The 26,478-nt window shown below is 57.1% G+C and carries 23 protein-coding genes; 2 read left to right on the top strand and 21 right to left on the bottom strand.

Annotation, left to right across the window (positions count from 1 at the left end; genetic code table 11):
• Positions 1–32: 32 nt before the first annotated feature.
• From atpD to GTP27_RS18470, 13 genes are all read right to left on the bottom strand, one after another.
• Positions 33–1,433: a F0F1 ATP synthase subunit beta gene (gene atpD / locus GTP27_RS18530; RefSeq protein ID WP_155435583.1), complete on the bottom strand. Its 1,401-nt coding sequence runs from the start codon at positions 1,431–1,433 to the stop codon at positions 33–35.
• A 29-nt stretch (positions 1,434–1,462) separates the two neighbouring features.
• On the bottom strand, positions 1,463–2,338 hold the full coding sequence (atpG, locus tag GTP27_RS18525) for a F0F1 ATP synthase subunit gamma (protein WP_155435584.1): 876 nt from the start codon (positions 2,336–2,338) through the stop codon (positions 1,463–1,465).
• Positions 2,339–2,390: 52 nt separating this feature from the next.
• A complete protein-coding gene (atpA, locus tag GTP27_RS18520) occupies positions 2,391–3,932 on the bottom strand; it encodes a F0F1 ATP synthase subunit alpha (RefSeq protein ID WP_155435585.1) in 1,542 nt (513 codons plus the stop codon).
• Between the two features lie 62 nt (positions 3,933–3,994).
• The gene (locus tag GTP27_RS18515; RefSeq protein ID WP_161035828.1) at positions 3,995–4,540 is read right to left on the bottom strand and encodes a F0F1 ATP synthase subunit delta; all 546 of its coding nucleotides are present in this window, start codon (positions 4,538–4,540) and stop codon (positions 3,995–3,997) included.
• Between the two features lie 2 nt (positions 4,541–4,542).
• A complete protein-coding gene (locus GTP27_RS18510) occupies positions 4,543–5,013 on the bottom strand; it encodes a F0F1 ATP synthase subunit B (protein ID WP_161040633.1) in 471 nt (156 codons plus the stop codon).
• 42 nt (positions 5,014–5,055) lie between these two features.
• Positions 5,056–5,337, bottom strand: a complete 282-nt coding sequence (gene atpE, locus GTP27_RS18505; protein WP_155435588.1) for a F0F1 ATP synthase subunit C — start codon at positions 5,335–5,337, stop codon at positions 5,056–5,058.
• A 64-nt stretch (positions 5,338–5,401) separates the two neighbouring features.
• Positions 5,402–6,205 carry a F0F1 ATP synthase subunit A gene (gene atpB / locus GTP27_RS18500; protein ID WP_161040632.1) on the bottom strand — a complete coding sequence of 268 codons (804 nt, stop codon included), beginning with the start codon at positions 6,203–6,205 and terminating at the stop codon, positions 5,402–5,404.
• Between the two features lie 21 nt (positions 6,206–6,226).
• Complete coding sequence (locus GTP27_RS18495; RefSeq protein WP_371865948.1) at positions 6,227–6,583, bottom strand: ATP synthase subunit I; 357 nt, start codon at positions 6,581–6,583, stop codon at positions 6,227–6,229.
• Between the two features lie 216 nt (positions 6,584–6,799).
• Entirely contained in the window at positions 6,800–7,687 is an 888-nt protein-coding gene (locus GTP27_RS18490) for a ParB/RepB/Spo0J family partition protein (protein WP_161040631.1), read from the bottom strand.
• Between the two features lie 9 nt (positions 7,688–7,696).
• Entirely contained in the window at positions 7,697–8,467 is a 771-nt protein-coding gene (locus tag GTP27_RS18485; RefSeq protein WP_161040630.1) for a ParA family protein, read from the bottom strand.
• A 136-nt stretch (positions 8,468–8,603) separates the two neighbouring features.
• On the bottom strand, positions 8,604–9,254 hold the full coding sequence (gene rsmG / locus GTP27_RS18480) for a 16S rRNA (guanine(527)-N(7))-methyltransferase RsmG (RefSeq protein ID WP_161040629.1): 651 nt from the start codon (positions 9,252–9,254) through the stop codon (positions 8,604–8,606).
• The gene (gene mnmG, locus GTP27_RS18475) at positions 9,251–11,194 is read right to left on the bottom strand and encodes a tRNA uridine-5-carboxymethylaminomethyl(34) synthesis enzyme MnmG (RefSeq protein WP_161040628.1); all 1,944 of its coding nucleotides are present in this window, start codon (positions 11,192–11,194) and stop codon (positions 9,251–9,253) included. The genes rsmG and mnmG overlap by 4 nt, the downstream gene beginning before the upstream one ends.
• A gap of 188 nt (positions 11,195–11,382) precedes the next feature.
• Positions 11,383–12,147 carry a sulfite exporter TauE/SafE family protein gene (locus GTP27_RS18470; RefSeq protein ID WP_161040627.1) on the bottom strand — a complete coding sequence of 255 codons (765 nt, stop codon included), beginning with the start codon at positions 12,145–12,147 and terminating at the stop codon, positions 11,383–11,385.
• Positions 12,148–12,289: 142 nt separating this feature from the next.
• Here GTP27_RS18470 and GTP27_RS18465 point away from each other — a divergent pair, with 142 nt between their 5' ends.
• Positions 12,290–13,456: an iron-containing alcohol dehydrogenase gene (locus GTP27_RS18465; protein WP_161040626.1), complete on the top strand. Its 1,167-nt coding sequence runs from the start codon at positions 12,290–12,292 to the stop codon at positions 13,454–13,456.
• Between the two features lie 29 nt (positions 13,457–13,485).
• Here the strand turns inward: GTP27_RS18465 and GTP27_RS18460 are convergent, their stop codons facing one another.
• The 8 genes from GTP27_RS18460 to GTP27_RS18425 form a co-directional block, all read right to left on the bottom strand.
• Positions 13,486–15,549, bottom strand: coding sequence for a 3-hydroxybutyrate oligomer hydrolase family protein (locus tag GTP27_RS18460; protein ID WP_161040625.1), 2,064 nt, complete (start codon positions 15,547–15,549; stop codon positions 13,486–13,488).
• Positions 15,550–15,649: 100 nt separating this feature from the next.
• The gene (locus GTP27_RS18455; protein ID WP_161040661.1) at positions 15,650–16,633 is read right to left on the bottom strand and encodes a branched-chain amino acid ABC transporter permease; all 984 of its coding nucleotides are present in this window, start codon (positions 16,631–16,633) and stop codon (positions 15,650–15,652) included.
• Positions 16,634–16,643: 10 nt separating this feature from the next.
• Positions 16,644–17,528: a branched-chain amino acid ABC transporter permease gene (locus tag GTP27_RS18450; protein WP_161040624.1), complete on the bottom strand. Its 885-nt coding sequence runs from the start codon at positions 17,526–17,528 to the stop codon at positions 16,644–16,646.
• 89 nt (positions 17,529–17,617) lie between these two features.
• Complete coding sequence (locus GTP27_RS18445) at positions 17,618–18,826, bottom strand: ABC transporter substrate-binding protein (protein WP_161040623.1); 1,209 nt, start codon at positions 18,824–18,826, stop codon at positions 17,618–17,620.
• Between the two features lie 50 nt (positions 18,827–18,876).
• On the bottom strand, positions 18,877–19,584 hold the full coding sequence (locus GTP27_RS18440; protein ID WP_161040622.1) for an ABC transporter ATP-binding protein: 708 nt from the start codon (positions 19,582–19,584) through the stop codon (positions 18,877–18,879).
• Positions 19,584–20,354, bottom strand: coding sequence for an ABC transporter ATP-binding protein (locus GTP27_RS18435; RefSeq protein ID WP_161040621.1), 771 nt, complete (start codon positions 20,352–20,354; stop codon positions 19,584–19,586). The genes GTP27_RS18440 and GTP27_RS18435 overlap by 1 nt, the downstream gene beginning before the upstream one ends.
• Before the next feature lie 123 nt (positions 20,355–20,477).
• On the bottom strand, positions 20,478–22,106 hold the full coding sequence (locus tag GTP27_RS18430) for a GMC family oxidoreductase (RefSeq protein ID WP_161040620.1): 1,629 nt from the start codon (positions 22,104–22,106) through the stop codon (positions 20,478–20,480).
• A gap of 18 nt (positions 22,107–22,124) precedes the next feature.
• Positions 22,125–23,162: an NAD(P)H-dependent flavin oxidoreductase gene (locus GTP27_RS18425; RefSeq protein ID WP_161040619.1), complete on the bottom strand. Its 1,038-nt coding sequence runs from the start codon at positions 23,160–23,162 to the stop codon at positions 22,125–22,127.
• Positions 23,163–23,623: 461 nt separating this feature from the next.
• On the opposite strand from GTP27_RS18425, the gene GTP27_RS18420 reads away from it, so the two are divergent.
• Complete coding sequence (locus tag GTP27_RS18420) at positions 23,624–26,257, top strand: bifunctional diguanylate cyclase/phosphodiesterase (RefSeq protein WP_161040618.1); 2,634 nt, start codon at positions 23,624–23,626, stop codon at positions 26,255–26,257.
• Positions 26,258–26,478: the final 221 nt, after the last annotated feature.

Genomic DNA, 26,478 nt, shown 5'->3' with positions numbered 1-26,478 from the left:
GCGTACGGAACCGCTCAGCAATAGCTCAATGATTAGTTGAGTTTCTTGGCTTTTTCGATGGCTTCATCGATCGTGCCAACCATGTAGAACGCTTGTTCTGGCAGGTGATCGAGTTCGCCCGATGCGATCATCTTGAAGCCTTTGATCGTATCTTTCAGCGAAACGTATTTACCTGGCGAACCGGTAAACACTTCAGCAACGTGGAATGGCTGCGACAGGAAACGCTGCATCTTACGTGCGCGCGCTACCAGCAGTTTGTCTTCCGGTGCCAGTTCGTCCATACCCAGAATCGCGATAATGTCGCGCAGTTCTTTGTAGCGCTGCAGGGTACCCTGTACGGCACGGGCGGTGTCGTAGTGTTCCTGGCCAACGACCAGCGGGTCCAGCTGACGCGAGGTCGAATCCAGCGGGTCAACTGCTGGGTAGATACCGAGCGAAGCGATGTCACGCGACAGAACCACGGTCGAATCCAAGTGACCGAAGGTGGTCGCTGGCGATGGGTCGGTCAAGTCATCCGCTGGAACGTACACGGCCTGGATCGAGGTAATCGAACCGGTTTTGGTCGAGGTAATACGCTCTTGCAGACGGCCCATTTCTTCGGCCAGAGTCGGCTGGTAACCCACTGCGGAAGGCATACGGCCCAGCAGTGCGGATACTTCGGTACCGGCCAGAGTGAAGCGGTAGATGTTGTCCACGAAGAACAGAACGTCTTTACCTTCGTCACGGAACGATTCCGCGATTGTCAGACCGGTCAGCGCTACGCGCAGACGGTTACCAGGTGGTTCGTTCATCTGACCGTACACCATCGCTACTTTCGAGTTGGCTGGGTTTTCCAGGTCAACTACTTTAGCGTCGGCCATCTCGTGGTAGAAGTCGTTACCTTCACGGGTACGCTCACCCACACCGGCGAACACGGACAGACCCGAGTGCGCTTTAGCGATGTTGTTGATCAGTTCCATCATGTTCACGGTCTTACCTACACCTGCACCGCCGAACAGACCCACTTTACCGCCTTTAGCGAATGGGCAAACCAGGTCAATCACTTTAATACCGGTTTCCAGCAGATCCTGCGATGGCGACAATTCGTCGTAGGCAGGCGGGGTACGGTGAATCGAAGCGATCTGGTCGTGAGCAACCGGGCCGCACTCGTCGATCGGGTTACCCAGCACGTCCATAATACGGCCCAGGGTAGCTTTACCTACTGGAACCATGATCGGTTTGCCGGTGTTCTGGATCTGCATGCCGCGACGCAGACCGTCCGACGAACCCAGAGCAATGGTACGGACCACGCCGTCGCCCAGCTGTTGTTGTACTTCCAGGGTCAGGTCGGAGCCTGCCATTTTCAAGGCATCGAATACCTTGGGCATCGCATCGCGTGGAAACTCAACGTCCACCACAGCGCCGATACACTGAACGATTTTGCCATCAGCCATGTTCGTTCCTTCTATATTGAATGTTTTGTTTAAACCGCTGCCGCACCGGCGACGATTTCAGAGAGTTCTTTGGTAATCGCAGCTTGACGAGTCTTGTTGTAGATCAGCTTCAGTTCGCCGATCACATTACCGGCGTTATCACTTGCCGCCTTCATCGCCACCATCCGCGCCGACTGTTCCGACGCCAGATTTTCCGCAACCGACTGGTACACCAGCGCTTCTACATAGCGCTCCAGCAGTTCATTGATCACGCTGGCCGCATCAGGCTCGTAGATGTAATCCCAGTTGTGATTACCTGCATCTGCCTGTTTCTTGGCCGCTGGCAGTGGCAGCAATTGCTCCACAACCGGCTCTTGTTTCATCGTGTTAATGAACTTGGTGTAGCACAGATAGACTGCGTCGATTTCGCCGTTCTCGAACTTTTCCAACATGACCTTGACAGGTCCGATCAGTTTGTCCAGATGCGGGGTATCGCCGATCTGCGTTACTTGCGCAACGACAGGAACGCCTACGCGATTCAAAAAACCCAAACCTTTGTTACCGATAGCTACCGCAGCAATCTTGTTGCCAGCCGTTTCCAGCTCACGGGTCTTCGCCGTCACCATACGCAGCACGTTGGTGTTCATACCGCCGCACAGACCTTTGTCGGTCGTCACAACGATGAAGCCAACAGCCTTGGCCGATTCCTTCTGCTCTTCAGCCAGGAACGGGTGGGTGAATTCCGGATTTGCGGTGGCCAGATTAGCGGCGATATTGCGAATCTTCTCACTATAGGGACGGGCGGCGCGCATACGATCCTGCGCTTTGCGCATTTTCGATGCGGCGACCATTTCCATCGCCTTGGTGATCTTCTTCGTATTTTCTACGCTCTTGATCTTGCCTCGTATCTCTTTGCCTACTGCCATGAGTCCTTACTCCTTCTGCGCTGAGGGCGATCCCGCAGGATCGCCGTGCCGCTTAAAATGCGCCGGATTTTTTGAAGTCAGCAATGGCAGCCGACAGCGCAGCTTCGCCGTCTTTATCCAGTTGCTTGGTCTCTTCAATCTTCGCCAGCAGCGCAGCTTGCTTGGTCTTCAGGTAGCTGTGCAGGCCAGCTTCGAAGGACAGCACTTGTTTCACTGCGACGTCATCAAGGTAACCCTTGTTGACAGCGAACAGCGAAGCAGCCATCAGCGAGATCGACAGTGGCGAGTACTGAGCCTGCTTCAGCAGTTCGGTTACGCGCGCACCACGGTCCAGCTGTTTGCGGGTCGATTCGTCCAGATCGGAAGCGAACTGCGCGAACGCAGCCAGTTCACGGTACTGTGCCAGGTCGGTACGGATACCGCCGGACAGGTTTTTGATGACCTTGGTCTGCGCTGCACCACCCACACGCGATACGGAAATACCGGCGTTAATTGCAGGACGGATACCAGCGTTGAACAGCGAGGTTTCCAGGAAGATCTGACCGTCGGTAATCGAAATCACGTTGGTCGGCACGAAGGCCGATACGTCACCCGCCTGGGTTTCGATGATAGGCAGTGCGGTCAGCGAACCGGTTTTACCTTTAACGGCGCCGCCGGTGAAGGCTTCAACGTAGTCAGCGTTCACGCGAGCAGCACGCTCCAGCAGACGCGAGTGCAGGTAGAACACGTCACCTGGGTAAGCTTCGCGGCCTGGCGGACGACGCAGCAGCAGGGAGATCTGACGGTAAGCGACAGCCTGTTTCGACAGATCGTCGTAGACGATCAGTGCATCTTCGCCACGGTCGCGGAAGTATTCGCCCATGGTGCAGCCCGAGTAGGCCGAGATGTACTGCATAGCAGCCGATTCAGCAGCGGAAGCAGCCACCACGATGGTGTACTCCAGCGCGCCGTGCTGTTCCAGCGAACGCACGATGTTCTTGATGGTCGAGGCTTTCTGACCGATCGCGACGTAGATACAGGTCATGCCCTGACCTTTTTGGTTGATGATGGCATCAACGGCTACGGCGGATTTACCGGTCTGACGGTCGCCAATGATCAGCTCACGCTGGCCACGACCGATAGGTACCATTGCATCGATCGATTTCAGGCCGGTCTGCATAGGCTGCGACACGGATTCACGGGCGATAACGCCCGGAGCGATTTTTTCGATCGGCGAGGTCAGTTTGGCATCGACAGCGCCTTTGCCGTCGATAGGCTGGCCCAGAGCGTTGACCACGCGGCCACGCAGTTCAGGACCAACTGGCACTTCCAGAATACGGCCGGTGCATTTCACCGTGTCGCCTTCGGAGATGTGCTCGTAAGCACCCAGAATCACGGCGCCGACGGAGTCACGCTCCAGGTTCATTGCCAGACCAAAGGTGTTGCCTGGGAATTCCAGCATTTCGCCCTGCATTACTTCGGACAGACCGTGAATGCGGACGATACCGTCGGCAACGGAAATCACCGTGCCTTGGTTACGTACTTCAGCGCCACCATCAAGGCCTTGAATACGGCTCTTGATCAGCTCGCTGATTTCAGATGGGTTGAGTTGCATACTAACTCCTAAAAGTGTTTCTCTCAGCTTACGCGAGATGAAGAATCTGTTCTAAGCGACGCTTACGCCACCAGCGCAACACGCATTTGCTGCAGCTTGGCGCGTACCGAAGTGTCCAGCACTTCATCGCCGACGACCACACGCACACCACCGATCAGGGCTGGATCCACGGTAACTACCGGGTTCAGCTTGCGGCTGAATTTCTTTTCCAGCGTGGCGACCAGTTCGGTCACCTGAGCCGAGCTCAGATCGAAAGCACTGGTGATTTCGGCATCAGCTGCGCCTTCTACGGCGTTTTTCAGCGCCTGGAACTGGCTGCCGATTTCCGGCAGCAGGCTGACGCGGCCGTTTTCGACCAGCATGCTCAGGAAGTTTTTGGCTTCCTGATTCAGCGGCGATTTCACCAGGGCCGTAATGGCGGCGCTCACATCGCTAGCCGAAGCTTTCGGATTGCGGGCGAATGCTTGTACCTCGGGGTGGGCACCGATCTGGGCCAGTTCGGCGACCAGTTCGGACCACGCCGCGAGGGTGAACGATTCCTTACCTGCTTGGGCTACGCGGAACAGAGCTTCCGCGTAGGGACGGGCGACGGTTGCGTTTTCTGCCATGATTACAGCTCGACAGACAGGCGCGACAACAGATCAGCGTGAGCCGATGCATTGACTTCGCGCTTGAGGATTTGCTCGGCGCCCTTCACAGCCAGGTCAGCCACCTGAGCGCGCAGCGCTTCACGCGCTTTGGCCAGTTGCTGATCGGCGTCGGCTTTAGCTTGCGCAATGATGCGGTCGGCTTCGGCTTGTGCATTAGCTTTGATTTCTTCAGCGACCAGTTGCGCGCGCTTTTCAGCGTCTGCAACGCGTTGCGAAGCTTCTTCGCGCGCACCGGCCAGCGCTTCGCTGGCACGTTTTTCAGCCATGACCATCGCAGCCTGGCCTTGGTCGGCCGCAGCCAGACCATCAGCGATACGCTTGGCACGCTCATCCAGCGCTGCATTCAGCGATGGAAATACGAACTTCATCGATACCCAGACCAACACCGCGAAGGTGATCATCTGGCCGATGAGAGACATATTGATGTCCATACCTTTGCTCCTAACTAAAAGTTTCTCCTAGAAGGGAGCGAATTACTTACCAGCAGCAGCGATGATAGCGGCCAAGAATGGGTTGCTGAAGGTGTACAGCAGAGCAACACCAACGCCGATCATCGAGATCGCGTCCAGCAGACCAGCGATAACGAACAGTTTGGTTTGCAGTTGTGGCATCAGTTCAGGCTGACGTGCCGAAGCTTCCAGGAATTTGCCGCCCAGAATTGCGAAACCGAGAGCGGTACCGATAGCGGCCAGGCCGATGATGATAGCTGCTGCCAGAACGGTCATGCCTTGTACTTGTGCGATCAGAGCTTGCATTTATTTCTCCTAAGATTTTAAAAAAGACTACAGATACTAAAAAAGTGAAAACAGATTTTTAAACTTAATGTTTCTCAACCGCGAGGCTCAGATACACCACAGTCAGCGCCATAAACACAAACGCTTGCAGGGTCACCACCAGGATGTGGAAGATAACCCATGGACCACCGAGCAGCCACTGCGCCCACCATGGCAACAGAGCGATCAGGATGAACAGCAGTTCGCCGGCGTACATATTGCCGAATAACCGCAGCGACAGCGACAGTGGCTTAGCCAGCAACTCGATCATCTGGAAGACGAAGTTGACCGGAGCCAGCACCACAGCCATGAAGCCATGGGCGTGGAACGGTGCGGTGAACAGCTCTTTACCCCAGCCGCCGAGACCTTTGGCTTTGATCGAGAAACCAATAATGCACAGCATGACGCCGAACGACATGCCGAAGGTGTGGTTGACGTCGGCGGTAGGCACAACGCGCAGCTTGTGGACGCCGAAATAGCCGAGAATCTTAGGCAGCAGATCGACCGGCAGGAAGTCCATGGCGTTCATCAGCCAGACCCAGCAGAAGATGGTGATGGCCAGCGGCGCAATCACTTTGCTCTTGGCGTGGAAAGCAGAATTGACCACTTCGTTGACCAGTTCCATCACGGCTTCAACGAAGTTCTGCAGCTTGCCCGGTACGCCGGCGGTGGCGCGGCGCGATGCCAGGTAGAACACGCCGAGGAAAATCAGGCCCAGAACGGCCGAAACCCAGAACGTGTCCAGGTTGAAAGCGTTATCAGCACTCTTGAGGTGGCTCAGGTGGTGCTGGATGTATTCGATGGAAGTCGGCGCCTCGTGCGCTCCTTCAACAGCAATTTCTGTGGTCATAATAGTATTAGATTTTGGTGATTAAACTGCGAGCAGTGAGAACCAGTATGCCAAGGTTGCCACCGCGAAACCCAAGATCAGCCATAACCATGAGGCCGACTGAAACAACACCAGCGCGACGATGAACAGCACTACTGTTGCAAAAATTTTCATTACTTCGGCCCGCACATGCGAGCGGAATACGACTTTGGGGTCGTTTGATCCGCGCGTGACGAACATCGCGTACATCAGACTACCGATGACTGCGACTGCTCCGCCATACGCGGCCGACCATGCTTTGCCGGATCCGGCCCAGATCCATGCCAATAAGGCAAATGCGGTGACGATCACCAGCTGCAGGGCCACAACCTTGAATATCGGTCTGGAATCACTCGTCACATCTCTCAATTTGACTAGCTCCCAAGCCGCCGATAAACCACAAAGACACGGGATTATATGTGTCTTTAATGTAGTGCGTCAAACTTTGCTGCACCGCAGCAGAGCATTTGGTGCACGAAAGCGACGCTTTTAAAACCGTTTGCACCAAGTTGGAACCAGATAGGCACCGGACCACTTTGTGTCATGAATGACAACGAAAGTGGTCTGACGGGAAAATTAAGCGCGCAAACGGGCCAGCACCCCTTCCAGAATGTCGAGGTCGGCAAAGTCGATAATCATCTGACCACGGCCTTTGCTGCCCATCTTGAAGACCACCGGCGTGGCCAGCGTATCGGACAGTTCTTCTTCGAGGCGGACGATGTCGCCCGACTTTTCCTTCTGGCGTGCTTCGACGGGGGCGGCTTTCTGCTCTTCCAGCGTGCGGGTAACCAGTTTTTCAGTTTCCCTAACCGAGAGTCGCTTGGCGATGACCAGATTGGCCAGCGTGATCTGGGTAGCACCATCGACGGCCAGCAGCGCGCGGGCATGGCCCATGTCGATGTCGCCCGCCATCAGCATGGTCTGTACGGCCGAGGCCAGATTCATCAGGCGCAGCAGATTCGATACTGCACTGCGAGAACGGCCTACTGCATTCGCCGCCTGCTCATGGGTGAAAGCGAAATCGGTAATCAGGCGGTGTATGCCTTGCGCCTCTTCCAGCGGGTTGAGGTCTTCGCGCTGCATGTTTTCTATCAGCGCCATGGCGGCGGCAGCCTGATCGTCCACATCGCGTACCAGCACCGGCAGTTCTTCCAGTCCCGCTAGCTGGGCAGCGCGGAAACGGCGTTCGCCGGCAATGATTTCATATTGGGTATTGCCGCTCTTCTTGTCGGTGCCAACGGGACGCACCAGTATCGGCTGCATGATGCCCTGGGTCTTGATGGACGCGGCCAGTTCCTGCAAACCGCCCTCGTCCATGCGGGTACGGGGCTGATACTTACCGGCCTGCATCTGTGCGACGGGCAGCGTGGAGGGCGTATTGGCATCCGCCGTGTTCAGATCGCCATTTCCGCCCAGCAGGGCGTCCAGGCCGCGACCGAGGCCTTTCATTTTTTTAGTTGCCATGGGATTGCCTTACATTTTCTTGATGCGTTTGACCATCTCGGCGCCGAAAGCGATATAGGCCTGCGCACCTTTCGAGCTAGGATCGAAGGTGACGCCCGGCACGCCATAGGATGGCGCTTCGGCCAGACGCACGTTACGCGGAATGATGGTTTTGAAGACCTTGTCGCCGAAGTGCTGTTCCAGCTGGGCCGAAACTTGCTGCGACAGCGTCATGCGCGGATCGAACATCACGCGCAGCAGACCGATGATCTTCAGGTCGGGGTTGAGATTGGCGTGGACTTTCTTGATGGTGTTGACCAGATCGGACAGCCCTTCCAGTGCATAGTATTCGCACTGCATGGGAATGATCACGCCGTGCGCTGCGCACAGGCCGTTCAGGGTCAGCATGGACAGAGCAGGCGGGCAGTCGATCAGCACGAAGTCGTATTCCTTGTCGACTAAGGCCAGTGCATCTTTCAGACGGCGCTCGCGGTTATCGAGTTCCACCATCTCTACTTCGGCACCGGCCAGCTCGCGGTTGGAAGGCAGCACGTCGAACTGGCCCGGCTCGGAACGCTGACGCGCCGTAGCGACATCGGAAGTGCCCAGCATGACTTCATAGGTAGATGCCGACAGGCCAGCCTTGTTGATGCCTGCGCCCATCGTGGCATTGCCCTGCGGGTCCAGATCCACCAGCAGCACGCGCTGGTTCAGCTTGGCCAGGCCGGCGGCCAGATTCACCGTGGTGGTGGTCTTGCCGACGCCGCCCTTTTGATTCGCTACGCAAAAAATTTTCGCCATGTATTTCTTCTTGTTACTCTCGTGGTGTTTTTTTTAAAAAATCGCCACTAATTATTTATACTATTAAAACGATATAAACGATTTATATTATTTATACACAATAAACTATATAAACTGTTTATACCGTATAAATCATTTATACCGATTCAGCCTGTATGAATACCAGATGGCGCTCTGCATCCAGCCCCGGCACTGCCAGAGGCTGCAGTTTCTGCACTTTCCATGGCGCTGGCAGTCGCTCGCGCTCGTCCTCCGGTGCCGTACCTTTGAGGGCGATGAACTGGCCGCCCTCCTGCAGCAGATGACCCGACCAGTTGACGAAGTCGGACAGGTCGGCAAAGGCGCGCGAAGTGATCACATCGAACCTGGTCTTCACCTCCAGTTGCTGCACCTGCTTGGTGTACACCGTGACATTGGCCAGTTCCAGCTCGGCCTTCACCTGATTCAGGAATGCCGTCTTCTTATGCACCGTATCGATCATCGCCACCTTCATATCGGGCCGGCTGATCGCCAGTACCATGCCGGGCAAACCGCCGCCGGCACCCACATCGAGCACGTTCTGCGCACCGGCAAACGCTGGCACGGCGGCCAGCGAGTCCAGCACGTGCAGCGTCACCATCTGCACCGGATCACGCACCGACGTCAGGTTGTACACCGAGTTCCACTTGTTCAGCAAAGCCAGATAGTCGAGCAGTTTTTCTACCTGTGCCTCGCTCAGGTTCAGTTCCAGCGCAGCGATGCCCTGCTTTAAAACGTCCGCTATTGCAGCGCGGTCAAACACCTTCATTGAACAGCCTCATCCTTCTTTGCGTCGGCTTCAGCGATGAAACCGCCATAACCACTCTTCTTCAAATGCACTAGCAGCAGCGAAATGGCCGCTGGCGTCACCCCTGAAATCCGCGAGGCCTGACCCAGCGTTTCAGGTCGCTGCGCGTGCAGTTTCTGCCGCACTTCCACCGACAGCGCGGTGATATCCAGATAGCTGAAACCTTCCGGCAACTTGAGGTTTTCGTAGTGCTCGTGGCGCTCGACTTCGCGCAACTGACGGTCGATATAGCCCGAATATTTGAGCTGGATTTCTACCTGTTCGCGCACCGCTTCATCGCTCACGCCGGGACCGGCCAGCTCGCGGCCATCGACGCCGGACAGGCTCATCAGCTTGGCGTACTCCACACCGGGGCGGCGCAGCAGGTCGGCCAGCGAGTATTCACGCTCGATGGCCTGCCCTATCACACGCTCCGATTCGGCTGCCGCGAGGATGCGCGGGTTGACCCAGGTGGAGCGCAGACGCTCCAGTTCGCGCGCCACAGCTTCGCGTTTTTCTTCGAATGCCTGCCACTGCGCATCGCCTACGCAGCCCAGCTTGCGACCGATTTCCGTCAGACGCATGTCGGCATTGTCTTCACGCAGGCTCAGGCGGTACTCGGCGCGGCTGGTGAACATACGGTACGGTTCTTGCACGCCCTGCGTCACCAGATCGTCCACCAGCACGCCCAGATAGGCTTCGGAACGGGCTGGCGTCCACGCTTCGCGGCCCTGCGTCTGCAGTGCGGCGTTGATACCGGCCAGCATGCCCTGCGCCGCGGCTTCTTCGTAGCCGGTGGTGCCATTGATCTGGCCAGCAAAATACAGACCGTTAATGGCCTTGGTTTCGAGCGAGGCTTTCAGGCCGCGCGGGTCGAAATAATCGTATTCGATGGCATAGCCGGGACGCAGAATATGGGCGTTTTCCATGCCCTTCATCGAGCGCACCAGTTCGATCTGCACGTCGAATGGCAGACTGGTCGAGATGCCGTTCGGGTAGAACTCGTTGGTCGTCAGGCCTTCCGGTTCGAGGAAAATCTGGTGCGATTCCTTGGCCGAGAAACGGTGGATTTTGTCTTCGATGGACGGGCAATAACGGGGGCCCACGCCTTCGATCACGCCCGTGTACATGGGGCTGCGGTCCAGGCCAGCACGGATAATGTCGTGCGTGCGGGTATTGGTATGCGTGACCCAGCAAGGCATCTGCTGCGGGTGCATGGCGGCATTGCCCATCACGGAAAACACTGGCACGGGATCGAGATCACCGGGCTGTTCCGTCATGGCAGCGAAGTCGATACTGCGGCCATCGATACGCGGCGGCGTACCGGTTTTCAGACGGCCTTGCGGCAGCTTGAGTTCTTTCAGGCGGGCCGACAGCGAAATGGCGGGCGGATCGCCGGCACGGCCAGCGGAATAGTTCTGCAGGCCGACGTGGATCTTCCCGTCGAGGAAAGTACCCGCCGTCAGCACCACGGCCGGAGCGAGGAATTTCAGGCCGATCTGGGTGACGGCGCCGACCACGCGGTCGCCCTCCACCATCAGATCATCGACGGCCTGCTGGAACAGCCACAGATTGGGCTGGTTTTCCAGCCGCGAACGGATAGCCTGTTTGTACAGAATGCGGTCAGCCTGGGCGCGCGTCGCGCGGACAGCCGGGCCTTTGGACGAGTTCAGAATACGGAACTGGATGCCCGATTCATCGGTTGCGATGGCCATAGCGCCGCCCATGGCGTCGACTTCTTTGACCAGATGGCCTTTGCCGATACCGCCAATGGACGGGTTGCACGACATCTGGCCCAGCGTCTCGATATTGTGCGTGAGCAGCAAAGTCTTCTGTCCCATGCGGGCAGAAGCGAGCGCAGCCTCGGTACCGGCGTGACCACCGCCGACCACGATGACGTCGAATTGAGTAGGAAATAACATGTTGGAATGCTTTAAAGCGTGAGGATCAAGGTCAGATTATAGAGTCTTTTTGTAGCTGCGACTTTTTTAAGCACAAATTTTTCTGTTTTTGTTCCACGTGAAACAATGAAAAAGGGGCACTGGATGGTGGTCCTATGCCCCTTTTGGTGTTCCGAAATTGTTTCACGTGGAACAGTGATCGGTATCCACTACCACCTCAGCCACGCATCATGTCCCGTTTTGAGTATCAGCACCGACACCACGAGCAGGAATAATTTACGCACAAAACCGCTGCCATGCTTCATGGCCAGACGCGAGCCGATGAAGGCACCGCCTATCTGGCAGATAGCCATCAGCAAACCCAGCTGCCAGATCAGGTGGCCGCTGTAGCCGAACCATATCAGCGCGGCAAAGTTACACGCCACGTTCACCACCTTGGCCACCGCCGAGGCACCGAGAAAGTCGAAACCGAAGATACGTACGAACAGGAATACCAGGAAGCTGCCTGTGCCGGGACCGAAGAAGCCATCGTAGAAACCGATGCCGGAACCGACCAGCAGCGCCAGCGACTGTTCCTTCACACCGCTATGCACGGGCGCATGCACGGCACCGAAATCCTTACGGGCAAAGGTGTATGCCGCTACCGCCACCAGCACGACGGGCAGCAATAAGCGCATGAACTCGGCTGACACCTGCGTCACCGTGTAAGCGCCAAAGAAAGCAAACACCAGCGCAGCAATGGCAGCGGGAGCGGCTACCGACCACGCTATCGCCACGCGCCGCGCATAACTGACTGCCGCCACACTGGTGCCAAAAATACTGGCCAGCTTGTTCGTGCCGATCAGCGTAGCCGGCGCCATATTCGGGAACACTGAAAACATGGTGGGCAACTGGATCAGCCCGCCCCCACCCACCACGGCATCCACCAGACCGGCACTGAATGCCGCCCCCCCCAACAACAGATAATCAACCATCAGCAACCTTCAACAATATGCACTAGCCCGTCAGAGCAAAGGCTACATTGTACGGAAGAAATTTCACGCCGCTTATACCGATCTTGCATACTTGGGGTAAGCTAGAAAGGTCCGCCGGAACATTGTCCAACGAGGAAATCCCATGCACGACTTCCCCCCGTTTGCTTTCAGCACCGTCGCCCACATCGTTGCCGAACCGGGTGCTGCAGCCAATCTAGGCGCCTTGCTGCGCCAGCACTTTCCCCGCGCTCGCCGCGCCCTGTTTGTCACCGATGCGGGTTTTCTACGTACCGGTCTGGTGCAAGCTCCCGTCGCCAGCGTCAAGGCAGCGGGACTAGCCTGCGAGATCTACTCGGAAGTGATCGCCGATCCACCCGAAAAGACCATCCTCGATGCGCTCGATGTGGCGCGGGTGGCGGCCAGCGATATCATCATCGGCATAGGCGGCGGCAGTTCCATGGATGTGGCCAAACTGATCGCCGTGCTGGCCAATAGCGATCAGGCCTTGAGCGCCATTTACGGCATCGGCAATGTCGTCGGCCAGCGCCTGCCGCTGGTGCAGATCCCTACCACTGCGGGTACCGGTTCCGAAGTCACCAACATCGCCATCGTGACCACCGGCGCTACCACCAAGATGGGCATCGTCGCGCCGCAACTGTATGCCGATCTGGCATTGCTAGATGCGGAACTGACGCTGGGCCTGCCGCCCGCCGTAACAGCGGCCACAGGCATCGATGCCATGGTGCATGCGATCGAAGCCTACACCACGCGGCATAAAAAGAATCCGCTATCCGATATGCTGGCGAAGCAGGCGCTGGGCCTGCTGTCGGCCAACCTGCTGCATGCCTGCGAACATGGACGCGATCTGGCCGCACGACAGGCTATGCTGCTCGGTGCCATGCTGGCCGGACAGGCGTTCTCGAACGCGCCCGTGGCCGCCGTCCATGCGCTCGCCTACCCCATAGGCGGCAACTTCCATGTGCCGCATGGACTATCCAATTCGCTGGTACTGCCCCATGTCTTGCGCTTCAATATGCCAGTGGCCACCCCGCTGTACGCCGAACTGGCCGAGGTCGTGGTGCCGCAGGCGAGCGGCAGCACGGAAGCTCGCGCCGAAGCGCTTGTGATTGCAATGGAGCAACTAGCCGCCGCGGCCGGTATCGAGCGCAGGCTACAGCAGGTCGGCATCACCGAGCAGGATCTGGATAAGCTGGCCGACGACGCCATGCTGCAGACCCGGTTGCTAGGGAATAATCTGCGCCATGTAAGCCGCGACGATGCGCGCGCCATTTACGCCGCGGCCCTGTAATTGCCGACACCAGATTGCCGACACCCAGCCTAGTCCGGCACCGTGACACTCGTCCCCTTCACGATGATGGCGTCCGAAAGCGGCGGCGCCGTCGCCAGAGCAGGCAGATTCAACAGGGTAATCGGGGTCGTGTTATCGCTGCGTACCAGCGTGCGCACCACCTGCGAAGGCGGCAATGCCTGCGCCGGATTACGCAGATGCGCGAGCATGGCATCGAGCGCGCGGAACAGATACACATGCAGCGGCACGATATTGGCCGGCAGCGCACTGGTGAACGAATCAAAGTGGTTAGCGTTCAGCACCTCGATATAGCGTAGCTGGCTGACCGCTCCTTCCACCGCCGCATTCAGCCCCAGATAGGCGCGCGAAGCAAAGTTCACAGGAATCAGCGTATCGCTACGGCCGTGCACGATGATGGCGGGTTTGCCATGCAGATTAGCGCTCGCCAGAACCTCGGCCATGCCCGCCTTGACCCGCGCACTTTGCACGGCCAGCAGCGGAGCTAGTGCATTGCCGCTGACGGGATCGACACCCGTCGCCAGCGCGCGCAGACAGAGAAAACCATCGAGCGACTGGTCAGCCAGATGGCTGCTCGGCGAAACCCCGAACGGATAGGCCACGGCGCCGCCCACTGCATCCTCATAAATCACGTTGCCGACTATGCCGTTCTGGCTAGCAAAGCTGCTGGCTCGCTGCGCAGCGGTGAAGGCGACGGGAACTCCACTGGCATCGGTCGCAGCGAAGGAAAAACCGCACAGCTTATCGGTCACGGAAAACTTGCCATATGCATAAGCGTAGGTCACCGCCACCAGCACATTGGTCCCCGCATGGGCGGCCTGCAAGGGATCGGAATCGGCCAGCCAGCCATAGGCCTGCAAGCGCGCCCTGGCGTCGGCCTGCTGGGCCGCCAGATCGCCACCCGCCAGCAAACCTTTCGCTACCAGCGAAGTGCAACGTCCCGCTGCCGCAGGTGACGCTGCAATGCAAGGCTGGTACAGCGCAGCATAAGTGGCGTAGTCAAACAGCGCCTTACCGTAGCCGCTCACGGCCGCAGCGCCCTGCCGCACCGTGTACGCGGGGCCAGCGGCGGGCTGCACCTGCGGTTCGCTGACAGCCACACCACTAATGAGCCCCTTGCTATCCTGCTCGGCAGCCCGCAAAGCGGCGCCGCCGCCATTGGAAATACTCGACGCTATGGTCAACGTATTGCGTGGCGTGAAGCGCAGCAGATGATGCTGGCCATCGCGCGCCAGCACGCCATACTGCTGGTTGAGCACATAGAAAGCAAACTCCACCGCCTGCAGCGTCATTCTGCCCCAGTCCTTTTCCGGGTTCTGCTGCGAGTGGGCGTGCTTGAATGCCACGCGCGCGGGGAAGCTGGCAGCATAGGCAGCACGCTCGTTATCGCCGAGCACGGGCACAAAACTGGCCGCCTTGCCCGCTGCCACACGTGTAGCCCTTACCCCGTTCTGCAAGTTCACGCTGTCGTCATCGAAGGTGTACAGCCCGGTGCCGCTGCCCTTATCGCTATACGCCACTGCACAGCGATTCTTCAGACCCCACTCGCCCGCGCTGCCGATGGCGCCATACACGCCACGCGAACCGCTGGAAGTGGCAGTGACGATGCAAGGCTGGGCCGGATCGAAGTTGGCCGGCACCTGCACCATCAGCGTCACATTCTGCTGGCCGCTGCCATCATCGGCATAGGCCAGATACTCGGTACCGGCTACCAGCCCCTGCCCGCTGGTCACGCTGCCTGCCGCATCCACATTCGGGCCGTACAAGGTGCCATAGCCGCTATTGGCAGCGATATCGAGCACGGCACGGTAGTTGGCATAGATCGCGTTACGGCGCAGCTCAGAGGCCGTAGGACGCGCCGGATCGGCATAGGCAGGGGTAGGCCCTGCCAGACCGCTGGCGCCCAGCCCAGCGGTCAGCAGATCGTCGCTCTGGCCATCGTAGCTGGTCGCGCTAATGGTGCCCAGAAAAGCCGGTGCCAGATTCAGCTCTTCAACATCGTCATGGTGATGATGCGCACCGCAAGCGGCCAGCGCGCAGCTGGCCAGCGCCAGCCCTATCGTCCTGATAGCCATATCTACCTCGGCAGAGAAAGGTGGACTGCCAATGTACGCCGGACAAAAAAAAAGCGCCGGACTGTTCGTCCGGCGCCTGTGCTGTATCAAACCCTGAAAGTCATGCGGCTTTCTTGTTGAGTCCATTCGGCAGGCGGGCGATGATTTCGCCCACGATACCGCGCCGGAACAGCAGCACGCAGGCAATAAAGATCAGCCCCGTCACCATGCTGACGGCTTCGCCCAGCGTGTTGAACCATTCGATACCGCTGCGCTCAGCCAGCGCAATGCCCAGATCGCCCAGCTTGTTCTCCAGTGCGATGATGATGATGGCGCCCAGCACGGGACCAGCCAGCGTCCCCATGCCGCCGACCAGCGTCATCAAGATCACCAGACCCGACATGCTCCAGTGCACATCGGTCAGCGTTTCAAAGCCCTGCACCAGCATATTCGAAGCACCAGCCAGACCTGCCAGCGCCGCCGACAGCACGAAGGCCAGCAGCTTGTAGCGGTCCACGTCGTAACCGAGCGAAATCGCACGCGGCTCGTTTTCCTTGATCGCTTTCAGTACCTGGCCGAACGGCGAATGGATGGTGCGCACGATTAGCATGAACGCCAGTATGCACACCGCCAGTACGAAGAAGTACAGCGCCACATCGTTGCCCAGATCGATAGCGCCGAACAGCTTGCCACGTGGAACACCTTGCAAGCCATCTTCGCCGCCCGTGAATTCGCCAGCCCGCAGCGCACCGAAGTACACCATCTGCGCCAGCGCCAGCGTAATCATGGAGAAATAGATGCCCTGACGGCGGATCGCCAGCGCGCCCATCACCAGACCGATAGCCGCGCCCGCTGCCACCCCGGCCAGCAAGCCCAGCTCGACAGGCCAGCCCCAGACTTTCATGGCATTGCCCGCCACATAGCCCGCCGCGCCGAAAAAGGCCGCGTGACCGAACGACAGCAAACCCGTGTAGCCGATCAGCAGATTGAAGGCGCAGGCAAACAGGGCAAAGCACAGCAGCTTGGCCAGAAACACGGGATAGCCGATAAACGGCGCCAGCAGCGCCACCAGCAATGCAAGGGTATAAGCAATTTTCTTGTGCATCATCGGCCTCCTATTTTTCTTTACCGAACAGGCCGGCAGGACGGATCAGCAGCACGATCACCATCACCAGAAACACCACCGTCGAGGAAAACTCGGGATAGAACACTTTGGTCAGGCCTTCGATCACGCCCAGTCCCAGCCCGGTCAGAATGGAACCGATAATCGAGCCCATGCCGCCTATCACCACCACGGCGAACACCACGATAATCAGGTTCTGCCCCATCAGCGGCTGCACCTGAATGACTGGCGCGGCCAGCACGCCGGCAAAGCCTGCCAGCGCCACCCCGAAGCCATACGTCAGAGTCACCATCAGCGGCACATTGATGCCGAACGCTTCTACCAGTTTCGGATTTTCGGTACCGGCGCGCAGATAGGCACCCAGCTTGGTTTTTTCGATCACGAACCACGTACCCAGACAGACAGCCAGCGATGCCAGCACCACCCACGCGCGGTAATTGGGCAGCATCATGAAGCCCAGATCGGTAGCGCCCGCCAGTGCTTCCGGCACTTCGAAACGCTGGCCGGACACGCCGTAGAAGGAACGGAACACGCCTTCCAGCAGCAAAGTGATGCCGAAGGTCAGCAGCAGGCCATACAGATGATCGAGCTTGTACAGCCAGCGCAGCATGGTCTTTTCGATGACGATGCCGAACGCGCCCACCACCAGCGGCGCCAGCACCAGCATCACCCAGTAATTGAGGCCGAAATACGCCATGCCCATCCACGCCAGAAACGCGCCCATCATGTACAGCGCGCCGTGGGAAAAGTTAATCACATTGAGCAGGCCGAAAATCACGGCCAGACCCAGCGACAGCATTGCGTAGAACGAGCCATTGACGAGCCCCAGTAGTAACTGGCTCAGCATCGCGGGCAGAGGAACGCCGAAGATTTCCATGAGATCACAATATAAAGATCGCCCGCCCGGACGGGCAGGCGTGTAACAGGGAAACGGCCGGACTCGCTCCGGCCTGTGCACAACTCAGCTTATTTCCACAGCGAGCATTTGGTTTCCGCCTTGGTGGCGTAGGCCTGATCACCGGGGATGGTGGCGACCACTTTGTAGTAGTCCCATGGATACTTCGATTCCGACTGCTTCTTCACTTCCATCAGATACATATCGTGCACCATGCGGCCGTCCGGACGGATCACGCCGTTCTTGGCGAACATGTCGTTGATCTTGTTGGCCTTCAGGTAGGCCATGACTTTTTCCGTGTCATCCGTACCGACCGCTTTCACGGCTTTCAGGTAGTTGCTGGCCGCCGAATAATCAGCCGCCTGCAGCATCGATGGCTCTTTCTTCATCTTCTCGAAATAGCGTTTCGACCAGGCGCGGGTTTCCGCATTCGCATCCCAGTACCAGCCATCGGTCAGGTACATGCCCTGGGTCAGATTCAGGCCCAGCGAGTGGATATCGTTGATGAAGATCAGCAGACCGGCCAGCTTCATTTTCTTGGTGATGCCGAATTCGTTGGCGGCCTTGATGGAGTTGATGGCATCGCCACCTGCGTTGGCCAGACCCAGAATCTGCGCGCCCGAAGACTGGGCCTGCAGCAGGAAGGACGAGAAGTCGGAAGCCGACAGCGGGTGCTTGACCGAGCCCAGCACTTTGCCGCCCGAGGACTTCACCACATCGGCCGTATCTTTTTCCAGCGACGCGCCGAAAGCGTAGTCAGCCGTCATGAAATACCAGCTCTTGCCGCCCTGCTTCACAATCGCGCCGCCGGTACCGCGCGCCAGCGCGATGGTGTCGTAGGCATAGTGGATGGTGTAGGGCGTGCATTCCTCATTGGTCAGACGGGCCGAACCGGCGCCGATGGAGATGAAGACTTTTTTCTTCTCGGCCGCCACCTTGGCCATGGCCAGATTGGCGCCCGAATTGGTGCCGCCGATCAGCATGTCCACGCCCTGCTGGTCAAACCATTCGCGTGCTTTGGAGGCCGCGATATCGGCCTTGTTCTGATGGTCGGCCGAAATGAACTCGACCTTTTTACCGGCGATGACCACGCCCGCATCGGCGATCGCCATCTTGATGGCTTCGGCGCCACCGGCACCGTCGATATCGGCATACAGGCCGGACATATCGGTAATCAGGCCGATCTTGATGGTATCGCCCGACACCTGCGCCTGCGCGGCAAAGGACAGGCCGAAGGCACAGGCGGCAGTGGCTGCAAGGGTGATGGCTTTGAGTTTCATGGCGTCTCCGTCTCTAAAAATGAGGTTGTGCTTATTGTTTTACAGTCTGCTTACACACCCAGTAGCTCGGTCAGTACCGGCATCTTGGTGCTCAATTCCGATGCAACAAAAGTCTCGACGATCTGACCGTGTTCCATCACGTAGAACCGGTCCGCCAGCGGTGCAGCAAACCGGAAATTCTGTTCCACCATCACGATGGTGTAGCCCTTGGCTTTGAGAGTGGTAATCATGCGTGCCAGACCCTGCACGATGACGGGCGCCAGCCCTTCCGAAATTTCATCGAGCAGCAGCAGCCGTGCGCCCGTGCGCAGTATGCGCGCGACGGCCAGCATCTGCTGTTCGCCACCGGACAGACGGGTGCCCTGGCTATGCTTGCGTTCTTCCAGATTAGGGAACATGGCGTAGATTTCTTCTACCGACATGCCTTTTTGGCCTGTGGCCAGCTGCGGCGGCAGCAGCAGGTTTTCTTCCGTCGACAGCGAGGAAAAAATGCCGCGCTCTTCGGGGCAGTAACCCACACCCAGATGGGCGATTTTATGGGTAGGCAGGCCCAGCGCTTCCACGCCGTTAATTTTGATCGAACCGGTACGCACGCCCGTCAGACCCATGATGGCGCGCAGCGTGGTGGTGCGGCCGGCGCCGTTACGGCCCAGCAGCGTCACCACTTCGCCGGGCTGTACCACCAGATTGACGTCATGCAGGATGTGCGATTCGCCGTACCAGGTATGCAGTTTGGATATTTCCAGTGCGGCCGTCATCAGTGCGCTCCTTCCAGCACTGTGGCTTCCGTGCCCATATACGCTTCCATGACCTGCGCATTGCTCGACACTTCCGCGTAACTGCCTTCGGCCAGCATGGCGCCCCGTTGCAGCACGGAGATCTTGTCGCAGATACCGGACACGACTTTCATATTGTGTTCCACCATCAGGATGGTGCGCCCGGCCGACACCTTCTTGATCAGTTCGGTCACGCGGTGCACATCTTCATGGCCCATGCCCTGGGTCGGTTCATCGAGCAGCATCAGTTCCGGTTCCATCGCCAGCGTGGTGGCAATCTCGAGCGCGCGCTTGCGGCCATAAGGCATATCGACGGTGATGGTGTCGGCGAACTCGCTCAGGTCTACGTCGGCCAGCAGCTGCATGGCGCGATCATTGAGCTGGTTGAGGGAACGTTCGCTCTGCCAGAAATTGAAGCTGGTGCCCAGCTGGCGCTGCAAACCGATGCGGACATTCTGCAACACTGTCAGGTGGGGGAACACGGCGGAAATCTGGAAAGACCGGATCACGCCCATACGGGCGATCTGGGCAGGCCTGGCGGCCGTAATGTCTTTGCCATTGAACAGAATCTGGCCCGAAGTCGGTACCAGAAACTTGGTCAGCAGGTTGAAGCACGTGGTTTTACCGGCCCCGTTGGGTCCGATCAGCGCGTGGATGTGGCCGCGCTGCACTTTCAGGTTTACATCATTGACCGCAGTGAATCCTTTGAATTCCTTGGTCAGATGCTTGGTCTCCAGAATAAAGCCGGACATCCTGTCTCCTAGTAATTTTTTCTCAAACTACTTATTTTTTTTCATCATACACAGTAACAAATTGGCTAACAATACAGTATAACTACGGTTAACTTTTGATCTAGGCCTAGCGTACACGACGATTCATTTCGGCCCTGAAATGATCAGCTCTGTAGCTTTTTCGGCAATCATCACGGTGGGCGAATTGGTATTTCCCGAGGTAATCAACGGCATGATGGACGCATCGGCCACGCGCAAGTTGTTTACCCCGATTACACGCAAATGACTATCGACCACAGCCATCGGATCATCGCGCCGCCCCATCTTGCAGGTCCCTACCGGATGGAAAATCGTGGTGCCGATCTGGCCGGCCGCGTGGGCCAGTTCTGCTTCCGTCTGGAAAACCACACCGGGTTTGTATTCTTCCGGCGCGTAACGCTGCATGGCGGGCGCCGCCACGATGCGGCGTGTCAGTGCCAGCGCATCGGCCGCCACTTTGCGGTCTTCTGCCGTGCTCAGATACATGGGCGAGATTTTTGGCGCGGCATAACTATCGGCACTGGCTATGCGCACATGGCCGCGCGAAGTCGGACGCAGATTGCACACGCTGGCCGTAAAGGCAGGAAAAGCGTGCAGCGGATCGCCGAACTTTTCCAGCGACAGGGGCTGGACGTGATATTGCAGATTGGGCGTAGCCTGAGCGGCATCGGAACGGGCGAACGCACCCAGCTGGGAAGGGGCCATAGACATCGGCCCGCTCTGGAACAGCGCATATTCGAGACCGATGCGGAACTTGCCCCAGGCCGTAGCCGCCATGGTATTGAGCGTACGGGCATTAGCGCCGAGCTTGAAAATCATGCGCAGCTGCAGATGGTCCTGCAGATTCTCGCCCACTCCCGGTAAATCCCGCTGCGGCGTGATCCCCAGTGCGTGCAGCCTGGGCGCCGCGCCGATGCCGGAACACTGAAGTATCTGCGGCGAGCCTATCGCTCCCGCCGCCAGCACAGTCTCGCGCACCGCCTGGGCAGTATAGCGGCTGCCGTCGCGGGTAAAAATCACGCCGCGGCACGATGCGCCCTGCGTCTCATTTTCAATCTGCAGCCGTTCCACGTGGCAGCCCGTCATGATGGTCAGATTGGGCCGCCGCATGGCCGGTTTCAGAAAGGCCTTGGCCGTATTCCAGCGTATGCCGCGCCGCTGGTTGACCTCGAAATAGCCGCAGCCGGCATTATCGCCGCCATTGAAATCATCAACTTTGGCTATGCCTGTCTGCTCCGCCGCATCACGGAAAGCATCGAGCACCTGCCACGACAGCCGCTGCTTCTCTACCCGCCATAAACCGCCGGCGCCATGCAGTGCCGAAGCACCGCCGTGGTGATCCTCGCTCTTCCTGAACAACTCCAGTACGGATGACCAGCGCCAGCTCGCGTCATCAGCCAGCTCGGCCCAGCGTTGGTAATCTTCGCGCTGGCCGCGCATATAAATCATGCCGTTGATGGAAGAACAGCCGCCCAGCACTTTACCGCGCGGATACAGCAGGCTGCGTCCATTCAGACCTGCATCGGCTTCCGTGCGGAAGCGCCAGTCCGTGCGGGGATTATCGATGCAATGCAGATAACCGACGGGAATATGTATCCACAAATAATCGTCCTTACCACCAGCTTCCAGCAACAGCACGCGCTTGCTGCTATCGGCGCTCAGACGGTTGGCCAGCACACAGCCGGCAGAACCGGCACCGATGATGATGTAATCGTACGTACCTGCAGAGTCCAAAACGTCTCCTTCGTCCGCTCAGGCGGCAGCGATCTCCGCCAGCAAAGTAGTGATTAATTGTGCCGCAGGCAGGGTGCGGATACGGGCTACGCCGGTGCCGCACCAGAGCGACATCCATTCTGTTTCGCCCCGTTTGGCCGCCTCGGCACGAATCGCCCCTGTCAGCGCGTTCTGGATAGGATAAGGCGGCAGCAGCGATTCATTGGGCGTCATCACCTGCATGAAACGGTTTTCCAGTCCGCGTGCATAACGGCCAGAAAAACTACGGGTCAGACGGGTAGGATGATCGCCCGCCTCGAGCAGGCGCTGCTTGTAAATGGCGGGAATAGCCGACTCGGCACAGGCGAGGAATGCCGTGCCCATCTGCACTGCCTGTGCGCCAGCTTGCAAAGCCCGCTTAATGTCGGCGCCCGTCATGAAACCGCCCGCTGCAATGACCGGAATATGCAGCGCAGCCACGACTTCGGGCAATAATTCGTCTATGCCCTGCCGGGCATCTTCCTGCCGGCCGATGAAAGTGCCGCGATGGCCGCCTGCTTCGATACCGGAAGCGATCACGGCATCGGCACCACGCTCCTGCCAGGCCAGCGCCTCAGCCACATGGGTAATCGTCCCTACGACCAAAATTCCTGCTTCATGCAGTCTTCTGATCTGTTCTTCGCTCAAAATACCAAAGGTAAAACTCGCCACCGCAGGCCGCAAAGCCAGTAGAGTTTCAAACTGCCCGGAAAAATCTTCGCACCATTTTGCCGGGGTAGGCAGTGCGGTCCAGCCTAGTGCAGACCATACGGGCCGCAGATATTCGGCAGCCTGCGCCACCTGCGCGGGATCAGGCTGTGGCGTTTCCAGCACAAAAAAATTCAGGCAGAACGGCCGGTCCGTCAGTGTCCGGATCTGTTCCGTCTGGCTACGGATAGCATCGGGACTCAGTAATGAACAGGCCAGACTGCCCAGTGCACCGGCATTGGATACGGCCGCCACCTGCGCAGGCGTGTTACAGCCACCGGCAGTAGGGCCCTGCACTATGGGATGAGGAAAAACAGTTGCGAGCTTCATCAGATTTCTCACTTTTGCGGCGAAATCTTCTGTGGATAAGTGTTTGGATATCCACAGGCACCAAATGTGAGTAAACAAAAGTTTTTTGGGAAGGCTTTTTCTTATCCCAAAACAGTTCTCTGCTCATACACGGCTTGCTCGCCTGCTTATGCAGCTTGTAAACAGCTGATTTTAATCCGAAATGAAGACTTATCCACAGAAAAGTATCTGTGTTAACAACTACTACTATTTTTTATGTATACATCTTTAAAGTAAACCATAACCGCAAAAGCCGCAGGCGACACTACCCAACAGCGAAAAAATTCCATGACTACGAAAGGGGAATTCGGTATAAATAGCGCTAGCCTCATTTGTAGAGCAACAAAGCCTTTGCCGGAGATGACTTGCCTGAATTGCGCAACAATCAACGGTCGCCCGGCTATCTGAGATTCCGGCGACGCTTGCTTACTGGCCTTTTTCTGATGGCGATACTGGCTATCGCCGTTGTTATTTCCCAATTCCGAACCAGCTACAACGAACGCGAATACGCAGTTCGCAGCCAGACCGAGCATTACGCCAAAGCGATGGAAGCCCATGTGCTGTATTCCATCCAGTCGGTCGATCTCACTTTGCTGAGTTTTTCCAGTGCCATCAAGGTACTGACACGCCAGCAAAGCCGCTCCACTTCCACCATGACGGAATTGCTGTCGTCCCATAACGCCAATTTCAGCGGCGATTACTCGATCATTTTTCTGGATAACCACGGCAACAGCATTGCTACTTCGGATGGCAGCAAGCTGGCCAATATGCATTTTCAGGACAAGGACTTTTTTAAAGTCCATCTTGATTCCTTTATGCGCGGACATCTGTATATCGGTGAACCGATGCTGTTTACGGCGAAAAAAATTCCCCTGCTATTTCTGAGCCGGCGTGTTGAAAATGACAAAGGTGAATTTCTGGGAGTGATCGTTGCACCGATGAGCGTGCAACGGTTTGTCACGGTATTCGAGAACTCGCGTTTTGATGCCGACATCGTCATCAGCCTGGTGCATGGACAAGGCAAAGTAATTGCCCGCGTGCCGGAGTTCACCACGAGCTTTGGTCATAATCTCTCCCCTACCCGGCTGTTCGAATATCTGAAACGTAGTAGTACCGGCACCTATCACGACGTGAGCACCATCGACGGGCAGAAAAGGGTATATAGCTATCGTGCCCTTGATGATATGCCGCTGATAATTGTCGTCGGTAGCAATGATGCGGAAGCGACGCGCCTGCTGCAGCAAAACTATCTGATTGCCGGCGCAGGTTTAGCAGTGCTGCTATTGCTGATGATAGGTGCAGGCCATTTTTCTTTGCGTACTTACCGCAAACAGGAAGAACGCGAGCATCGCTATCGGGCACTGTATGTGGCCAGTAGCGAAATGGAGAATAAACTCAGGGCCAATGAAGAATCCATGCGACTGGCTGCGCTGTTATTCCAGAACAGTAGCGAAGCGATGATGGTGACGGATATAGAAGGCAGAATTCTGGCAGTAAATCCGGCATTTTCTCTGCTTTACGGCTATCTGGAAAAAGACCTGATCGAGCACCGTGGCTATGAACTGGCAGCTGGCCAGCAAGAACAGAGCGTATTCGATCGCATGTACGAATCGATTATCGAACATGGCGAATGGGAAGGTGAAATCTGGCAGCAGCATAAGGATGGCGATACCTTCCTCGTTTCGATGCGCGTCAATACAGTCTTTGATGAAGAAGGTAATCCCATACGCCATGTCGCCTTGCTCAGAGATATCACCAAGAAAAAAGCTTCGGAAGAACTGATCTGGCGCCAGGCCAATTTCGATGCCCTGACCAGCTTGTCGAACCGGCGCATGTTCCATGAACATCTGCGTCAGGAAATGAAAAAAACCGAGCGCTCGAAACTGCCGATGGCGCTGGTATTCCTCGATGTGGACCACTTCAAGGAAGTCAATGATACGCTGGGCCATGATCAGGGCGATATTTTGCTCAAACAGGTGGCCCAGCGACTCACTGCCTGTGTGCGCAGTACCGATATTGTGTCCCGTCTGGGCGGCGATGAATTCACCATTATCCTGAGCGAGCTGCGTAATGCCAGCGATGTCGCCCGCATAGCACAGGAAATTCTGCGCCAGATGAGCACACCATTCGAACTGGGCGAACATACGGCCCATGTTTCCAGCAGCATAGGCATCACGCTGTATCCCGAAGATGGCCAGGATGCCGAAACTTTAATCAAAAATGCCGATCAGGCCATGTATATTGCCAAACAGGAAGGACGTAACCGCTTCCATTATTTCGCGCCCTATATGCAGGAAGCTACGCGGGTCCGAATGGAGCTGATCAGCGAACTGCGCGAAACCGTGGCGCACAATGAATTACGCATCCTGTTCCAGCCTATCGTCGATCTGCAAACGGGAAAAATCTGTAAAGCCGAAGCACTGGTGCGCTGGGAACATCCGGAACGGGGTCTGCTGAACCCTGCCGAATTTATCAGCATAGCCGAAAGTAGCGGCATGATCGTGGAAATTGGCGACTGGGTATTCCGCCAGACTGCGCTGGAAGTACAGCGTTTGCGTCAGCTAGGCCATGAAAACTTCCAGATCGGCGTGAATAAATCTGCCTGGCAGTTCCGTGAAAACGGTAGCAACTACCAGAGCTGGCTCGATTATCTGCGTGAGCTGGAGGTTCCGACAGAAAACATCATCATCGAAGTAACGGAAAACCTGCTGCTCGACAGCACAGCTCAGGTGGCCCAGCGTCTGACGGCATTCCAGCAGGCCCATATGCAGATTTCGCTCGACGATTTCGGTACCGGCTATTGCTCGGTCGCTTTCCTCAAGCGTTTCAATGTCGATTACATCAAACTGGACCGGACTCTGATCACGGATCTGGGCCAGAACGGTCAGGGCCATGCATTGTGGGAAGCCATTATCGTGATGGCACACAAGCTGGACATCAAAGTCATCGCCGAAGGCATCGAAACCCCGGAACAACTGGCGATTCTGAAACAGGCCGGCTGTGATTTCGGTCAGGGTTACCTGTTTTCCCGACCGATTTCCGGGCCAGAACTGCAAAAAATGCTCAAAACTGGCTAGGCGACTGTGAATAACTCGCTGAATATCCACAGGACGAGTTGTGAGTAAGGACTAAGTTTTCCAGACGGCCGCATTTTATACAGAATTGCTCCTGATTTGGTACAGCGCTTATGCAGATCCTTATCTTTCGCGTAAACAAATGATTTGTAAACGTATACAGGACTTATCCACAGCTACTTGTACGTTTACTATTACTACTATTTTTATATAAAACTCTTGTA

The organism is Duganella qianjiadongensis, assembly GCF_009857915.1.
Classification (GTDB): domain Bacteria; phylum Pseudomonadota; class Gammaproteobacteria; order Burkholderiales; family Burkholderiaceae_D; genus Rugamonas; species Rugamonas qianjiadongensis.
The sequence above is the reverse complement of the archived record's forward strand: the minus strand, read 5'-3'. Positions and strand labels throughout refer to the sequence as shown.

Bases quoted from the DNA above. Each gene is read 5' to 3' on its own strand.
- atpE (WP_155435588.1), bottom strand. From the start codon at position 5,337: ATGCAAGCTCTGATCGCACAAGTACAAGGCATGACCGTTCTGGCAGCA.
- GTP27_RS18420 (WP_161040618.1), top strand. From the start codon at position 23,624: ATGGCGATACTGGCTATCGCCGTTGTTATTTCCCAATTCCGAACCAGC.
- GTP27_RS18450 (WP_161040624.1), bottom strand. From the start codon at position 17,528: ATGGAAATCTTCGGCGTTCCTCTGCCCGCGATGCTGAGCCAGTTACTA.
- GTP27_RS18515 (WP_161035828.1), bottom strand. From the start codon at position 4,540: ATGGCAGAAAACGCAACCGTCGCCCGTCCCTACGCGGAAGCTCTGTTC.
- GTP27_RS18460 (WP_161040625.1), bottom strand. From the start codon at position 15,549: ATGGCTATCAGGACGATAGGGCTGGCGCTGGCCAGCTGCGCGCTGGCC.
- mnmG (WP_161040628.1), bottom strand. From the start codon at position 11,194: ATGTTATTTCCTACTCAATTCGACGTCATCGTGGTCGGCGGTGGTCAC.
- GTP27_RS18490 (WP_161040631.1), bottom strand. From the start codon at position 7,687: ATGGCAACTAAAAAAATGAAAGGCCTCGGTCGCGGCCTGGACGCCCTG.
- GTP27_RS18440 (WP_161040622.1), bottom strand. From the start codon at position 19,584: ATGACGGCCGCACTGGAAATATCCAAACTGCATACCTGGTACGGCGAA.
- GTP27_RS18470 (WP_161040627.1), bottom strand. From the start codon at position 12,147: ATGGTTGATTATCTGTTGTTGGGGGGGGCGGCATTCAGTGCCGGTCTG.
- GTP27_RS18465 (WP_161040626.1), top strand. From the start codon at position 12,290: ATGCACGACTTCCCCCCGTTTGCTTTCAGCACCGTCGCCCACATCGTT.
- GTP27_RS18445 (WP_161040623.1), bottom strand. From the start codon at position 18,826: ATGAAACTCAAAGCCATCACCCTTGCAGCCACTGCCGCCTGTGCCTTC.
- atpA (WP_155435585.1), bottom strand. From the start codon at position 3,932: ATGCAACTCAACCCATCTGAAATCAGCGAGCTGATCAAGAGCCGTATT.
- GTP27_RS18485 (WP_161040630.1), bottom strand. From the start codon at position 8,467: ATGGCGAAAATTTTTTGCGTAGCGAATCAAAAGGGCGGCGTCGGCAAG.
- atpD (WP_155435583.1), bottom strand. From the start codon at position 1,433: ATGGCTGATGGCAAAATCGTTCAGTGTATCGGCGCTGTGGTGGACGTT.
- GTP27_RS18510 (WP_161040633.1), bottom strand. From the start codon at position 5,013: ATGGACATCAATATGTCTCTCATCGGCCAGATGATCACCTTCGCGGTG.
- atpG (WP_155435584.1), bottom strand. From the start codon at position 2,338: ATGGCAGTAGGCAAAGAGATACGAGGCAAGATCAAGAGCGTAGAAAAT.
- GTP27_RS18425 (WP_161040619.1), bottom strand. From the start codon at position 23,162: ATGAAGCTCGCAACTGTTTTTCCTCATCCCATAGTGCAGGGCCCTACT.
- atpB (WP_161040632.1), bottom strand. From the start codon at position 6,205: ATGACCACAGAAATTGCTGTTGAAGGAGCGCACGAGGCGCCGACTTCC.
- rsmG (WP_161040629.1), bottom strand. From the start codon at position 9,254: ATGAAGGTGTTTGACCGCGCTGCAATAGCGGACGTTTTAAAGCAGGGC.
- GTP27_RS18435 (WP_161040621.1), bottom strand. From the start codon at position 20,354: ATGTCCGGCTTTATTCTGGAGACCAAGCATCTGACCAAGGAATTCAAA.
- GTP27_RS18455 (WP_161040661.1), bottom strand. From the start codon at position 16,633: ATGCACAAGAAAATTGCTTATACCCTTGCATTGCTGGTGGCGCTGCTG.